The sequence below is a fragment of the Enterocloster bolteae genome (genome assembly GCF_002234575.2).
In the GTDB taxonomy this organism is placed as follows: domain Bacteria; phylum Bacillota; class Clostridia; order Lachnospirales; family Lachnospiraceae; genus Enterocloster; species Enterocloster bolteae.
On sequence record NZ_CP022464.2, the window covers coordinates 2,602,281 to 2,617,789 of the forward strand.

Here is a 15,509-nt window from a genome sequence, read left to right on the forward strand (position 1 = left end):
ACTGATTTTGACAGAAGGACGGTATGAATATATGAAGGAATATCATGGTTTTAAAAATTGCGGAAACTGGTATAAGGGCAATATCCACAGTCATACCACGGTGTCGGACGGCATGCTCACCCCGGAGCAGTCTGTTAAGCTTTACAAGGACAACGGATATCATTTCCTGTGTTTTTCGGAGCATGACATATTTACAGACTATCGGGAGCAGTTCAACACAGAACAATTTATCATAGTGCCGGCCGTGGAGAGCAGTGTGGTGCTGTACCGGGCAAAGGGCACAAGCGAGCGCTATAAGATACATCACCTCCACGGAATACTGGGAACGCAGGCCATGCAGGATGCGGCCCCTCTGGGGACCTACGGACACATGCAGTTCATTCCCCCTATGAAATTTTTCGGGGAGTGGACCGGCCCTGAGGCTGCCCAGAAAGTGGCTGACATGCTGAGGGACCACGGCTGTGTGACCACCTATAATCATCCCATCTGGAGCCGCGTGACAGAAGAGGAGTTTATCCACACAGAGGGCATCAGCTCCCTGGAGATATTTAACTTCAATACAGTGCAGGAATCCAATACCGGCTACGATGTGACATACTGGGACAGGATGCTGCGCATGGGAAAGAAAATCAATGCATTTGCCAGCGACGACAACCACAATGAAGGGCTGTTTGAGGATTCCTGCGGCGGCTGGATCTGCGTGCAGTCTCCTGAATTAAGCCATGACGGCATTGTACAGAATTTTATTGACGGTAATTATTATTCATCATCCGGCCCTGAGATATATGACTGGGGCGTACGGGACGGCAAGGTATGGATTGACACATCCAATGTGAATCATGTAAACTTTGTATGCGGAAATATCATCAATGACGGGACCACGGTTCTGGGTGAGCGGTTTAAGGATACTCTGAACCATGCGGAATATGCCTTGAAGGGCCATGAGACCTATATACGTGTGGAGGCAGTGGACAAATACGGCCGCACCGCATGGACAAATCCCATTTATTTGGAATGGTAATCAGGTACTAAAGGAGGAATGGAAGAATGAAAGAGCTTCAGCAGATTCTTACGACCTTTGACGACTGGCTGTGGGGCAACTGGCTGTTGTTTGTGCTTCTTGGAGTGGGTCTTTTGTATACAATCATAACAGGAGGCATACAGATACGGCGTTTTGGATACATCATAAGAAAGACAATCTGGGAGCCCATTCTCTCAAAAAGCAAGGAATCCAAAGAAGCAGGAACCATTTCTTCCTTCCAGGCCTTGTGTACGGCAGTGGCATCCTGTGTGGGAAGCGGCAATATTGTGGGCGTGTCCACAGCCGTGCTGGCAGGCGGTATGGGAGCTATCTTCTGGATGTGGGTGGCTGCCTTTGTGGGAATGGCTACCAAATACGGCGAGATCATACTGGGTATGCTGTACCGTGAAAAGAATGAAGAGGGAAATTACGTGGGCGGTCCCATGTACTATATCAAAAAGGGACTGCATGCGCCCTGGCTGGCTGTGCTGTGCGCCTTCTTCATGGTAACCCAGATTATCGGAGGCAACTTCATCCAGTCCAACACCATAAGCGGCGTCATGAAGGAGAATTTTGGCGTTCCCTATCTCACAACAGGAATCGCCCTTGTACTTATCATCTTTGTGATTACCCTGGGCGGGCTTAAACGTCTGGCCCATGTGGCCCAGAGGCTGGTTCCCACCATGGCGCTTATCTATGTGGTGGGCGGGCTTCTCATCATCCTGGCCAACATCACCAAGGTACCAGGCGTGTTCGCGGACATATTTGCCGGAGCCTTCGGCCTCAGGGCCATGGCTGGCGGCGCCATGGGATCCATGCTGATTGCCATGCAGAAGGGTGTTGCAAGAGGGCTGTACTCCAATGAAGCAGGCGAGGGATCCGCGCCGGTTATCCACTCTGCGGCCCAGGTAAACCATCCGGTGGAACAGGGCATAACAGGTGTGGCTGAGGTATTCTTAGACACCTTTGTCATCTGTACCATCACAGGTCTTGTGCTGGGAGTCACCGGAGTGCTGGATTCAGGCGCACCGGGAAACGTACTGGCCATCAATGCCTTTGCCAGCGTGTGGGAACCCCTGCGCTATGTGGTGGCTGTCTGTCTCCTGATGTTCTCGTCCACCACTCTGATGAGCCAGTGGTACTTCGGGTTTGTGGGTCTGAACTACATATTCGGCACAAAGGTGGCCGATAAATTCAAATACGTGTTCCCATGCTTCTGCATCATCGGAGCATTGGCGGAGATCGAACTGGTGTGGGTCATCCAGGATGTAGCCCTGGGACTTCTCACCATACCAAACCTAATCGCCATGGTGGCGCTGGCCCCGCAGGTGAGGAAGGCTACCAAGGAGTATTTTGGGAGAGAGGCAGGCGGACGTGGATAGGCGTCCGCGTTCCCGCCTCTCACCCACTGCATATCAGGGCGTCCGCTGTCCTTTCTCCGCACAGGTAAGAAAAAGTCTCTGCCTGAAGATATGGAAAATGGGATAGGGAGGGCCTGCTAAAATTAACTTATAACAGCATTCAGGCAAGGCGCGGTATTGCTTTGGATGCGTCTTTTTATGGGTATGCCAGTAGTCCCGGCATGCCATTTTTCTTTTTTCCGGATTGGTTATAAACGGTGCAGACGCAGAGAAACGCAGCGGGTGAGAGGAAGGGGAGGACCCCCTAAGCGTCCGCCCCTTAACAACCAAATCCCCCTATTGACAATCTTTCCCCATAAAGCTACAATCATATCAACAGATGGACCAACTAGTATATGTAAAATAAAGTAAGGTACGCCGTCAGGGAGAAAGAGAGGACATAAGTATGATATCAGAGAAAATGAAACCATTGGTCAATAACAATTCCGCCATCCGCGCCATGTTTGAGGAGGGTAAGCGTCTGGCCGCCATCCACGGTGCGGAGAATGTGTATGATTTCAGTCTGGGCAACCCCAATGTGCCGGCTCCGGCGGAGGTGAACCAGGCAGTCTGTGATATCCTGAAGGAAGAAGAGTCCACCTATGTCCATGGTTATATGAGCAACGCAGGCTATGAGGATGTAAGGCAGGCCGTGGCTGAATCCTTAAATAAGCGCTTCGGCACGCAGCTTCACCAGAATAACATTCTGATGACAGTGGGGGCTGCCAGCGGCCTGAATGTGATTTTAAAGACATTGCTGAACCCGGGGGATGAGGTAATTGCATTTGCTCCCTATTTTGTGGAGTACGGCAACTATGTCCGTAATTACGACGGAAATCTGGTGGTCATTTCACCGGACACAACGGATTTTGAGCCTAATCTGGCAGAGTTTGAGCAGAAGATTAATGAAAAGACCAAGGCGGTTATCATCAATACCCCCAATAACCCTACCGGAGTGGTATACTCCCTGGAAACCCTTACAAAAATGGCTGACATCATGAGGGCTAAAGAAAAGGAACTGGGGACAACCATTGTGCTGCTGTCAGACGAACCTTACAGGGAACTGGCTTATGACGGCGTGGATGTGCCCTATGTGACGAATGTTTATGACAACACCGTTATCTGCTACTCTTACAGCAAGTCTTTGTCCCTGCCGGGAGAGCGGATTGGCTATCTTGTGATTCCCGATGCATTAAAGGACAGCGGTGAAGTGTTCAATGCAGCGACCATTGCGAACCGTGTGCTGGGCTGTGTCAATGCTCCGTCCCTGATGCAGAGAGTCATCCTGCGCTGCCTGGATGCCAAGGTAAATCTGGAGGCATATGACAGAAACAGGAACCTGCTTTACAACGGCCTTAAGGATCTGGGTTTTGAGTGTATCAAGCCCCAGGGAGCATTTTATCTTTTCGTAAAGTCACCGGAGGCCGATGAAAAGAAATTCTGTGAGAACTGCAAGAAATACAATATCCTGGTGGTTCCGGGAACCTCCTTTGCATGCCCTGGCTATGTGCGGATATCTTACTGCGTGTCCTATGAGCAGATTGAACGTTCCCTTCCTGCCTTCGCAAAGGTGGCGGCTGACTACGGCCTTACAAAATAAGCAGCCGCGCCGGGCGGAATACAGCAGGTAAGAAGGAAAAATTCTGGAGGAGAGCAGACATGAGACCATGGGAAATGAATATACGCCGTGTAGTCCCCTATGTACCGGGGGACCAGCCGGCAGGCGATAAGCTGATTAAACTGAATACCAACGAAAACCCCTATCCGCCTGCGCCGGGCGTGGAACGGGCCTTAAGGGAAATGGACGCGGACCGTCTGCGCAAGTATCCAGACCCGTCTTCCGCAGAGCTTGTAACGGCTCTGGCAGAATATTACGGGGTGGGGGAGGACCAGGTGTTTGTGGGCGTTGGTTCTGACGATGTTATAGCCATGTCCTTCCTGACCTTTTTTAACTCCCAAAGGCCGGTGCTGTTTCCGGACATCACCTATTCCTTTTACAAGGTTTGGGCAGATCTGTACCGGATTCCCTATGAGACGCCGGCACTGGACGGAAATATGGCTATCCGGTCTCTGGATTATAAAAGGGAAAATGGGGGAATTATATTCCCAAACCCCAATGCGCCCACAGGCCTCTATATGCCCCTGGACCAGGTAGAGGAAATTGTAAAGGCCAACCAGGATGTTATTGTAATCGTGGATGAGGCATACATTGACTTTGCAGGCCCCTCCGCCAGGGAGCTGCTGCCCGGGTATGACAACCTGCTGGTGGTCCAGACCTTCAGCAAGTCCCGTTCCATGGCAGGTGTGCGCATTGGCTTTGCGCTGGGAAGCCCTGCACTGATTAAAGCCCTGAATGATGTTAAATATTCTTATAATTCCTATACAATGAACCTGCCGTCCCAGATCGCGGGCACCCAGGCCGTGAAGGACAGGGCGTATTTTGAGGAGACCAGGGCGAAAATCATGACCACCAGGGAGCGCTCCAAGAAACGGTTTGCAGAACTTGGGTTTACATTCCCGGATTCCATGACGAATTTTATTCTGGTGACCCATGAGCGCGTTCCGGCCAGGGCCATATTCGACGCGCTGAAGAAAGAGCAGATTTATGTGCGCTATTTCAATGCGCCCAGGCTTGACAACAGCCTTCGGGTCAGCATTGGCACGGATGAGGAGATGGATGTTTTGTTCCGGTTCCTGGAAGAGTATCTGAAAGAGTGGAAGCCGGCCGGGGATTCTGAGTAAGGACAGTAGGGAGGGGCCGGACAGCCGGGTGCCGGTAAGATGAATCGCGGTCAGACGTATGGGAAATGAATCAGACGTATGGGAAATGAATCAGACGCGCGGGAAATGAATCAGACGTATGGGAAATGAAAAGGAGAACGGATCCGGGGTAAAGGAAAGGGAAAATGCTCCGGAGAACGGAAAAAGCAGTCAGGAGAGATGGATATGATGGAAGAAACAGGCTGGAAGCATTATCTTCGCCTTATACTTAATATTGTAATCCCATTGACGGGCTGGCTGTTAATCTGCCTGCTGGGACCTAAGCTTTTGAAATTTTTCATGCCCTTTGTCATCGGCTGGGTGATTGCAATGATTGCTAATCCCCTGGTGCGCTTTCTGGAGCGGCGGGTGAAGCTGGTGCGCAGGCACAGCTCCATTGTCATTGTGGCGGCAGCCCTGGCCCTTGTTATCGGACTCTTATATCTGCTGGTGTCAAGGACCTTTGTCCTGCTGCGCCAGTTCATCATAGACCTGCCCGGCCTCTATGCCGGCATTGAGGGAGATGTGGCCCGCAGCATGGAGCAGCTGGAGCATTTGTTTGATTTTATGCCCGACAGCATACAGCAGAGCTGGGCCCAGTTTGGAAACAATCTGGGAAGCTATATGGGAACTGTTGTGGAGAAGATTGCATCTCCGACTGTGGAGGCGGCGGGAACCGTGGCCAAAAGCCTTCCGGCCATGCTGGTCTACACCGTGGTCACTATCCTGTCCGCCTATTTCTTTATTGTGGACAGGGACCGGATTCTGGCAGCCATAAAAGCCCATATGCCCCAATGGGCGGGCCGTTACGGGCTGTATCTGAAGGGGGAGGTGCGCCATCTCATAGGCGGTTATTTCATGGCCCAGTTTAAGATTATGGCAGTGGTGTGGCTTATTCTTACGGTGGGGTTTATCGTGCTGGGCGTGGGTTACGGTCCGCTGTGGGCGTTTCTCATCGCCTTTCTGGATTTTCTGCCGGTCTTTGGAACGGGTACAGCCCTTCTTCCATGGGGGCTTATTAAGCTTTTGGGGGGCGAGTACGCTTTTGCGGCCGGCCTGCTGCTGATTTATGTACTGACCCAGGTGACAAGGCAGATTGTGCAGCCAAAGCTGGTGGGAGACAGTATGGGCCTGCCGCCGCTTCTCACGCTGTTTTTGCTGTATCTGGGATTTAAGGCGGACGGGATTGCGGGAATGATTCTGGCCGTACCCATTGGTCTGCTGTTTGTGAATCTGTATCATTACGGAGCGTTTAAAGACATTACGGACAGTTTGTCTGTCCTTGTGAGGGATATAGACCGGTTCCGCCGTAAAGAGGAATAAGGTCCCTGCCATTGAGGCAAAAGGAATAAAATCGAATCAGGAGAAGACGGAGTTGAAAGTAGAGAATAATCTGGATACAGATAAAGTCAGAGGGCTGGTGTGGAGGCTGGCATTTCCTTCCATGCTGGCTCAATTTGTGAATGTGATGTACAGCATCGTGGACCGTATGTACATTGGGAATATTCCGGAGATTGGCGCCCTGGCCCTGGCCGGCGTGGGAATATGCGGTCCCGTGGTCACCCTTATATCATCGTTTGCCAGCTGGATTGGAGTGGGAGGGGCGCCTCTTATGAGTATCCGTCTGGGACAGAAAAATGAGAGGGCCGCCGCCCAGATGGTGGCCAACTGCTTTGCCCTTCTGACAGGAATGGCCCTTATTATCATGATAGTGTCCTATCTGTTTAAGGATCAGCTCCTGGTGTTCTTTGGCGCGGGCCCGGCCATATTTCCCTATGCCAACCAGTATATGAGCTGGTATCTGACAGGTACTGCCTTTGCTTTGATTTCAGCCGGCATGAACCAGTTTATCATATGCCAGGGATTTGCCACGGTGGGCATGAAATCAGTGGTGCTGGGGGCTGTCAGCAATATTGTGCTGGATCCGGTGTTCATTTTTGTTATGAATATGGGAGTCAGGGGTGCTGCCATTGCAACCGTGCTGTCACAGATGGCGTCCTGCATCTACGTGCTGCTGTTTCTGTTCGGGAAACGTCCTCTGGTGCGGATTACCTTTGGCGGTTACAGGTGGAAGACCATGAAACAGGTGCTTTTGGTGGGCTTGTCCCCCTTTTTAATCATTGCCTCGGACAGCCTGCTCATTATTGTTATGAACATGGTTATAAGCAGCTATGGCGGACCTGAGAGAAGCGATATGCTTCTTACCTGCAATACCATTGTACAGAGCTTTATGCTGATTATCACTATGCCGCTGGGAGGAATTACCGGTGGAACACAGACCGTCATGGGGTATAATTATGGTGCGGGCCGTCCTGACAGGATACGGAAGGCGGAAAAACATATACTGCTTTTATCAGTTGCCTTTACAACTGTCATGTTCATAATTGCCCAGGCAGGACCGGGGTATTTTGTCAGGATATTTACAAGGGAAATGTCCTATGTACGGGTTACGGAGTGGGCAATCCGCATATTTACCCTGTGTATTATCCCACTGGCTGTGGAATATACGGTGGTGGACGGATTTACAGGCATGGGTATCGCAAAGGTGGCTATCAGCCTGTCCATGTTCAGAAAATCGGTCTATTTCCTGGGAATGATTCTGCTGCCCCGTTATTTCGGGGTGGAGGCTGTGTTCTATGCCGAGCCTATTTCGGATATTATGGCCTGCGCGGCTGCGTCCACAACATTTATTATGTTGAGCGGAAAGGTGCTGAAGGACAATCGCAGGCTGTTCTGATGGGGCGGTTTGCGGACAGTCGGACAGAAACATACATAAATGGAAGGAAGAGGAATATGAATATACTGGTAAGCGCCTGTTTGCTGGGTGTGGAATGCAGATATGACGGCCGCGGCGTGCTTATGTCCCAGGCAGAGGAACTTCTAAGCAGACATCACCTGATTCCGGTATGCCCGGAAATCATGGGCGGTCTGGCCACCCCCAGGACACCGGCGGAACGAACGGGTTCGGGAGTCGTTACAAGGGATGGCGAGGATGTCACGGCAGCGTATGAAAAAGGAGCCGGGGAAGTGCTTAAGCTGGCACAGCTTTACGGCTGCCAGGCAGCCATACTAAAGGAGAGAAGCCCTTCCTGCGGAAGCGGGCAGGTCTATGACGGCACATTTACCGGCACCCTTACAAAAGGGGACGGTGTCTGTGCCGCATGTCTGAAGGAACACGGGATTAGAGTATATGGGGAGAGCCAGGTGGGGAGACTGTTGGAAGACATAGAAAGGTAAAGGTGCATGAGGGAAGAAAGAAACAAGGCAGAATCCGTACCAGCCCGGAGCGAGGAAAGGCGTCCCCGCCGAAGCCGCAGCAGGGAGGCTTTCAGACAGCGTCAGAAGGAGCTGGCAGAAAGCAGGGGGCAGGAGAAGCGGGTACAGGAGAATGGGGGGCAGGAGAAGCGGGTACAGGAGAAGCGGGTACAGGAGAAGCGGGTACAGGAGAATCGGGTACAGGACACCCCGGGGACGGGCGAAGACAAAACGCACGGAGGCCAGCCGGAAAATGACGGCCAGGGAACGTTTAATACACAGGGAAAAGGTCCTTTTGATAAATTCCTGAGCTGGAAAACCGCTGTTCTGGTTCTGATTCTGGCCGTCGCTGTTCTGGCTGGAATCTATGCATACAAAGCCCTGGGTTACCGGAATACATATTTCCCCCATACAGTTATTAATGGGATGGACGTATCAGGGAAAACCGTAGGGGAGGTAAAGGAACTCATAGCTTCCGGCGTAAACGGGTACGGGCTTGTACTTAAGCTGCGGGACGAGGAGCAGGAGACAATCACCGGTGAAAAAATCGGTCTTCATACGGTGTTTGACGGAAGCCTGGAGGAAATCATTCGCCAGCAGAATCCTTTCCGCTGGCCCAGATATCTGCTTAAGGGACCATCTTACGATATAAAGACCATGATTGCCTATGATGCTGATGCTCTGGCTCAGACCCTTGGCGGTCTGTCCTGCTTTGACAGCAGCCGGGCCGTCCTGCCCTCAGACGCTTACCTGTCAGACTATGTGAGCGGCCAGGGATATTCCATTGTGCCTGAGACAGAGGGCACCACACTTGACATGGATAAGGTCAGGGCCCAGGTGGATGAGGCTATATCCAGCCTTGCCCCGGAATTGGACCTGGACGCCCTGGGATGTTATAAGTCTCCGTCCATCCGCAGGGGCAATACCTCTCTGGCAGCGGCCAGGGATGCCAGGAACCGCTATGTGAATATGACTGTGACCTATACCTTCGGCAGCAAGACGGAGGTGCTGGACGGGGATGAGATACATGAGTGGCTTGTGTCTGACGGGGAACAGGTTTCCATTGACCCGGACCAGGCCGCAGCCTACGTAAAGAGCCTGGCCTCCAAATATAATACGGCATACAGGAAGCGCTCTTTTGCCACCAGCTACGGTCAGAATGTGGAGGTATCCGGTTTTTACGGCTGGAGGATCAATCAGTCAGAGGAGACAAGAGAGCTTCTGGGCATTCTGGAGGCAGGAGAGAGTGTCTCCAGGGAACCTGTATATTTGCAGACAGCAGCAAGCCATGACGGGCCGGATTACGGCAGTACATATGCAGAGGTTAATCTGACGGCCCAGCACCTGATTTTTTACAAGGACGGGCAGAAGGTGCTGGAATCTGATTTTGTGTCCGGCAATGTTTCCAGGGGGCATACTACGCCGCCGGGAATTTTTTCTATTACATACAAGCAGAGAGACGCGGTGCTGAAGGGGGAGGGATATGCCAGCCCGGTGAAGTTCTGGATGCCTTTTAACGGAGGAATTGGTTTTCACGATGCCAGCTGGCGGTCCAGCTTCGGCGGTTCCATCTATAAAAACGGAGGGTCCCATGGCTGCGTAAATATGCCCTATGACAAGGCAAAAGAGCTATTTGAAAATGTATATGCGGGCATGCCTGTTATCTGTTATGACCTTCCGGGAACAGAGAGCAAGAAATCCAGCCAGTCCTCCGGCAGGGCGCCCCGGGAGACAACGGCACCTGCGCAGCCGGCGCCTGTACCCACACAGGCCCCACCGGCGGTCCCACCGTCCGTTTTGCCGGAGACTGTGCCGTCAGAAACACTGCCGTCAGAGGCAGCGCCGCCTGAAACATCACCGCAGCCGTCACAGCCCCAGGTAATCATACAGCCCGCGGACCAGACTACGGCAGCGCCTGCCCAGACACAGCCGTCCCCCAATACCGAAGAAGGGTATGGTCCGGCCTTCCAGACACCCCAGTCCGGCTCAGCAGCCGGGCCGGGCGTCAGCTGACGGAACCTGCCCAGGAGGGGCTGAACCACAAGGAATTTTGCAGAAGGCTGTGGATTTTTCAAGTGAATTTATTGACAAATGGAAAAAACCATTTTATAATGCCTTTAATGCATCTAGGGATTACTCGTAAAGCCATTATTCAAAACTAGGGAGGATATGGACTATGGTAGAAAAGAAAGATGTTAAGGCAACTGTAAAGGCAGCAGCGGAGGCAGCTAAGCCTGCAGAGGCTAAGACAGAAGCAAAACCAGCAGCTCCGGAAAAAGTAGAAGCAAAGGCAGAGGCGGCAGTTCCGGTGAAGGCAGAAGCAGCTCCTGTTGAGAAGGAAGCAAAGGCAGCTCCGGCTAAAAAGACAACAGCCAGGAAAACAGCGGCTAAGACAACATCCAAGAAGGAGACAGCTCCAAAGGAAGCAGCTAAGAAGGAGGCAGCTCCAAAGGCGGAAGCGAAGAAAGAGGCAGCTACCAAAGCAGCAGCTAAGAAAGAAACCGCGAAGAAGGCACCTGCCAAGAAGGCAGCAGAGCCAAAGGCAGCCGTACATTTCCAGTTTGACGGCAAGGACCTTGTGGCAAAGGATGTGCTGGACAGGGCTGTGAAGGCATTTAAGAAATCACACAGAGGCGTTGAGATTAAGACCATTGATCTGTACATTGTCGCAAACGAAGGCGCAGCCTACTATGTGGTGAACGGTGAAGGCGGAGATGATTACAAGATAATACTGTAATTCAGAATAAAGGATTGAAGGATGAAGTGGGTTGCTGTATCATGGATGCAGCAGCTCATTTACTTTATGCGCAGCGGACAGGCATCATGTCAATAAGGACATAAAATCAATAAAGATATAATATCAATAAGGATAGGAAAAAGGACAGTATGGCAGATTTACCGGTACGATTTGAAGAGCGGATGAAAGCATTATTAGGAGAAGAATATCCGGCTTTTGCGGCCAGCTATGATAAGGAGAGGGTCCAGGGATTACGGTTTAACAGCCTCAAATTCCCGGACAGGATACGGATACAGGATGCCGTTGGAAGCGGGGAAAACAGGGAAGCGGGGAAAAACGGAGAGGGCAAAGAAATCTGTGAGGCCAAGGCGGTCTGTGAGGCCAAGGCAGACTGTGAGGCAAAAGCAGACTGTGAGGTCGAAGTAACCTGGGAAGAGGCCGGTGCCGCCGAGGCAGCCAAACAGATCGGGCAGGAGACCGGATTTACACTTGAGCGGATTCCGTGGGTGAAGGAAGGGTATTATTATTCCGGCAGCAGACCAGGTAAGCATCCCTATCATGAGGCGGGGCTTTACTATATCCAGGAGCCAAGCGCCATGGCCGTGGTGGAATTATTAGACCCCAGGCCGGGAGAGCGTGTGCTGGATTTGTGCGCAGCGCCGGGAGGAAAATCCAGCCACATCGCCAGCAGGATGAAGGGAAGCGGCTTTCTCCTGTCCAATGAGATTCATCCGGCCAGGGCAAGAATCCTTTCCCAGAACATGGAGCGGATGGGGGTGCGAAACGCAGTGGTGTCCAACGAGGATGCCCAAAGCCTGGCAGGGACATTTGACCATTTTTTTCATAAGATTGTGGTGGACGCACCCTGTTCAGGAGAAGGGATGTTCCGCAAGGATGAGGACGCCAGAAGCCAGTGGAGTGAGGAGCATGTGAAGATGTGCGCCGCCCGTCAGGGCGAGATACTGGATCACGCGGCGTCTATGCTGGCGCCCGGAGGCAGAATGGTATATTCCACCTGTACCTTTGCCCCGGAGGAGAATGAGGGTACGGTTCTGGCCTTCCTGAGACGCCATCCGGAATTTTGTACGGAACAGGTGCCTGCCTATTCTGGTTTTACGAAAGGAAAGCCTCAGTGGGCCGGGCCGGAGGCGGAAGGCTGGGGCCTGGAGCGGACCTTTCGCATTATGCCCCACATCCTGGAGGGAGAAGGCCATTTCATGGCTGTCTTAAGAAAAGAAGGAGAGCCGGAAACTGCGGTAAAAGCCGGAAACCGGGACCAGCTGTATCTGGACGGCAGAAAGAGAAAAGAAGTGTTCAGGGATTATGAACCCTTTATCCGGGACACCCTGTCAGAACCGGATACCTTTCTGGAAAGGAAGGAATACGTGCTGTTCGGGGACCAGCTGTATCTGATGCCGGCCGATATGCCGGATATGAAGGGGCTTAAGATTCTCCGGCCGGGTCTTCATATGGGCACCCTTAAAAAGAACCGTTTTGAGCCATCCCATGCCCTGGCACTGGCGCTCAGGAAAGAGGAGGCGCAGTGCTTCTGGGAACTGTCCCCCTCCGGAGACAGCATAATCCGGTACCTGAAAGGAGAAGCTCTCAGCGAGGACGCAGGAACACCTGAGGGATGCCTGAAAGGCTGGGTGCTGGTATGTACCGGCGGTTTCAGCCTGGGCTGGGCCAAGTATGCGAAGGGCATACTCAAAAACCATTATCCCAAGGGTCTGCGGTGGAATTAAAAACAGTCAGATGCCGGACGGCAGAAGCTGTTTCATATCTTCAGGCAGCCCGGCCGTGAATTCCATCTCCTTTCCTGTAATGGGATGCTCAAACCTGAGAAGATAGGAGTGGAGCGGCTGGCGGTCGATATACCGGTAATCCGGACAGTATAAGAAGTCTCCGGGAAGCGGATGCCCTATAGACCTCATGTGGACCCGTATCTGATGTGTCCTGCCTGTTTCCAGGCTGAGACTCACCAGAGACAGGTCCTTTTCTTCATTGTAGAGCAGAGTACGGAAATGGGTGACTGCCCTTTCTCCTGTTTCATGGTCCACCCGGCGCTCGATGGTGGAGCCCTCAGCCCTGGCAATGGGGCTGTCAACCGTGCCTTCCTCAGGTGTATGTCCAAGTACAATGGCCCTGTATTCCCTCCTGATTCTGCGCCCGGTCATTTGTTCCGATAAGATACAGGCGCTGAGCATATGCCTGGCCAGGACCAGCAGACCGGTGGTATCCCTGTCCAACCGGTTAATGACCCGGTAAGTAAAAGCCTCCCCCTTTTCATGGAAATACCAGGAGACGGCGTTGGCCAGGGTATTGTCATAGTGGCCCTGGGAGGGGTGGATGGGCACGCCTGCATCCTTATTGATTACCAGTATATCCTCGTCCTCATATACAATAGAAAGAGGAAGCTTTACCGGTACAATATTCCCGGAATCCTCCTCCTCAGGCAGGGTTACCTCCACTGTCTGCCCGGTCTTAAGCCGGTAACCTGCGTATGCCGCAATTCCGTCCACTGCAAGTCCCTGCGCGGCCTTAATGCGCACTGCCAGCCGGTGTGAAAATCCCTTTGCCTTTAAAAACTGACCTAGGACAATTCCGTCCTCCATGTCTCCAATGGTATAACATATAGCGCTCCGTCTCATGTCTGTTCCTCAACTCTGTTTTCTGTATAGAATCCTGTTAACTGTCTGGATAAGGTGTTAATTCAAATGTTTTTTCTTGCTGGCAGCGTGGTCCACGATGGCGTCCTTACGCAGGAAGCTGGCCCGTTTTACGCTGTCGATTCCGTATTTGCTGCGGATGGCATCCACTGCCTTTTCAAAATCCTTTTTCTTCTGAAGTCCGGGGTCGTCAAAAAGGCTCATCTGTGAGAAACCGTCATCAGATATCTTACCGGCCCGCACACCCATGAGCCGCAGGGGTGTCATATTCCAGGATTCCCTCAGCAGGCGGCAGGAATACTCATAAATCACGGAGGTGGAATCCGTTGGTTCGGGTATGACCATCTGGTGAGACTGGTTCCTGAACTCCCAGTCACGCAGCTCCACACAGACATTATTGCACAGCACATGGTCCGCCCTCAGCCTGGCGCCTACGGTTTCACAGAGGGAGAGCAGGACCTGACAGGCGCTTTCGTAGTCAGATATATCCCTGGAAAGGGTGATACTGTTGCCATATGCCTTATTTACAGGTTCCTTTTCAGCCACAGGGTCATCATCAATGCCGTTGGCATACTGGCGGATGAGGACCGCATACTTTTCGCCCAGGTGGGATTTGAGCACTTCCAGGTTGCAGCATGCCAGCTGCCCGATGGTATGTAACCCCAGGTTTTCCATCTTCCTCTGGGCAGCGCCTCCCACAAAAAACAGCTCCCGTATAGGCAGGGGCCACATCTTATCGGGCACCTCCTGAGGAAACAGGGTATGGCATTTATCCGGTTTCTCAAAGTCAGAGGCCATCTTCGCCAGAAGTTTATTGGTGGAGATTCCGATATTTACAGTAAATCCCAGTTCCTTCCGGATTCGTTCCCGGATTTCATTGGCCACCTCCATGGGACTGCCAAAGAGGTGGATAGTGCTGGTCATGTCCAGGAAAATCTCGTCGATACTGAATTTCTCATGGTCCGGCGTATATTCCTCCAAAAGATCCATCATGCGGCGGGAGCATTTAATGTAAAAATCAAACCGGGACGGGACAACCACCAGATCCGGGCACTTACGCAAGGCCTGAACCAGGGGCTCACCTGTGGTGACTCCATACTTCTTGGCCAAAGGAGACTTGGCCAGCACGATTCCGTGGCGGGACTTGGCGTCCCCTCCAACCGCAGAAGCAACCATTCTCAAATCCAGGGCCTGCGGGTCTTTAGAAAGCCGGTACACACATTCCCAGCTTAAAAATGCTGAATTAACATCAATATGAAAAATAAGACGCTCCCCATGTCCCATGATAAAACACCGGCCTTTCTGTGTTGTTGTCTGTTTACAGATATCATAGCAGAATATGTGTTCGGGGGCAAGAGGTATATGGGGAGAGGAACGCGGATGGGGGAGGTATTGGCGTCCGTGGGAGAAAGGGAGGAGGCAGGTGGGGATACGGCTGCGGGGCAAGTCCGGTCTAAGGGGCTGCGAATCGGCTAAATACAAGAGTAAGACTGCCCAAACTCGCTCCGCTCAAACAGCTGTGCAGTCTTACTCTTAACGCCCATTCACACCCCCTAAGACCGACTAAGCCCCTGTAGATGCATCCCCACCTGCCTCCTCCCTTCCTCCCACCCACTGCGTTTTCTCATCCGCTGTCTTTCCCCAGCTGATAGATTGAGGACGCTGCC

12 protein-coding genes are annotated in these 15,509 nt (G+C 52.3%); 10 read left to right on the forward strand and 2 right to left on the reverse strand.

The window, feature by feature from the left end:
- Positions 1-31: 31 nt before the first annotated feature.
- From CGC65_RS12180 to CGC65_RS12225, 10 genes are all read left to right on the forward strand, one after another.
- Positions 32-1,021, forward strand: a complete 990-nt coding sequence (locus tag CGC65_RS12180; RefSeq protein ID WP_002567152.1) for a CehA/McbA family metallohydrolase — start codon at positions 32-34, stop codon at positions 1,019-1,021.
- A gap of 26 nt (positions 1,022-1,047) precedes the next feature.
- Positions 1,048-2,403, forward strand: a complete 1,356-nt coding sequence (locus CGC65_RS12185) for an alanine/glycine:cation symporter family protein (RefSeq protein ID WP_002567153.1) — start codon at positions 1,048-1,050, stop codon at positions 2,401-2,403.
- 424 nt (positions 2,404-2,827) lie between these two features.
- Positions 2,828-4,021 (forward strand): pyridoxal phosphate-dependent aminotransferase, encoded by a 1,194-nt coding sequence (locus CGC65_RS12190; protein WP_002567154.1) that lies wholly within the window; start codon positions 2,828-2,830, stop codon positions 4,019-4,021.
- Positions 4,022-4,080: 59 nt separating this feature from the next.
- Complete coding sequence (gene hisC, locus CGC65_RS12195; RefSeq protein ID WP_002567155.1) at positions 4,081-5,163, forward strand: histidinol-phosphate transaminase; 1,083 nt, start codon at positions 4,081-4,083, stop codon at positions 5,161-5,163.
- A 204-nt stretch (positions 5,164-5,367) separates the two neighbouring features.
- A complete protein-coding gene (ytvI, locus tag CGC65_RS12200; RefSeq protein WP_002567156.1) occupies positions 5,368-6,504 on the forward strand; it encodes a sporulation integral membrane protein YtvI in 1,137 nt (378 codons plus the stop codon).
- A gap of 52 nt (positions 6,505-6,556) precedes the next feature.
- Positions 6,557-7,918, forward strand: coding sequence for an MATE family efflux transporter (locus CGC65_RS12205; protein WP_002567157.1), 1,362 nt, complete (start codon positions 6,557-6,559; stop codon positions 7,916-7,918).
- A 56-nt stretch (positions 7,919-7,974) separates the two neighbouring features.
- Positions 7,975-8,418 carry a 2-thiouracil desulfurase family protein gene (locus CGC65_RS12210; RefSeq protein ID WP_002567158.1) on the forward strand — a complete coding sequence of 148 codons (444 nt, stop codon included), beginning with the start codon at positions 7,975-7,977 and terminating at the stop codon, positions 8,416-8,418.
- A 6-nt stretch (positions 8,419-8,424) separates the two neighbouring features.
- Positions 8,425-10,449 carry a L,D-transpeptidase family protein gene (locus tag CGC65_RS12215; protein WP_002567159.1) on the forward strand — a complete coding sequence of 675 codons (2,025 nt, stop codon included), beginning with the start codon at positions 8,425-8,427 and terminating at the stop codon, positions 10,447-10,449.
- A 163-nt stretch (positions 10,450-10,612) separates the two neighbouring features.
- Positions 10,613-11,173, forward strand: coding sequence for a DUF6465 family protein (locus CGC65_RS12220; protein ID WP_002567160.1), 561 nt, complete (start codon positions 10,613-10,615; stop codon positions 11,171-11,173).
- Between the two features lie 149 nt (positions 11,174-11,322).
- Positions 11,323-12,918 carry an RsmF rRNA methyltransferase first C-terminal domain-containing protein gene (locus tag CGC65_RS12225; RefSeq protein ID WP_002567161.1) on the forward strand — a complete coding sequence of 532 codons (1,596 nt, stop codon included), beginning with the start codon at positions 11,323-11,325 and terminating at the stop codon, positions 12,916-12,918.
- 6 nt (positions 12,919-12,924) lie between these two features.
- Here CGC65_RS12225 and CGC65_RS12230 read toward each other — a convergent pair whose 3' ends face one another.
- Entirely contained in the window at positions 12,925-13,824 is a 900-nt protein-coding gene (locus CGC65_RS12230) for an RluA family pseudouridine synthase (protein WP_002567162.1), read from the reverse strand.
- Positions 13,825-13,881: 57 nt separating this feature from the next.
- Complete coding sequence (locus CGC65_RS12235; protein ID WP_038282013.1) at positions 13,882-15,129, reverse strand: DNA polymerase Y family protein; 1,248 nt, start codon at positions 15,127-15,129, stop codon at positions 13,882-13,884.
- Positions 15,130-15,509 lie beyond the last annotated feature (380 nt).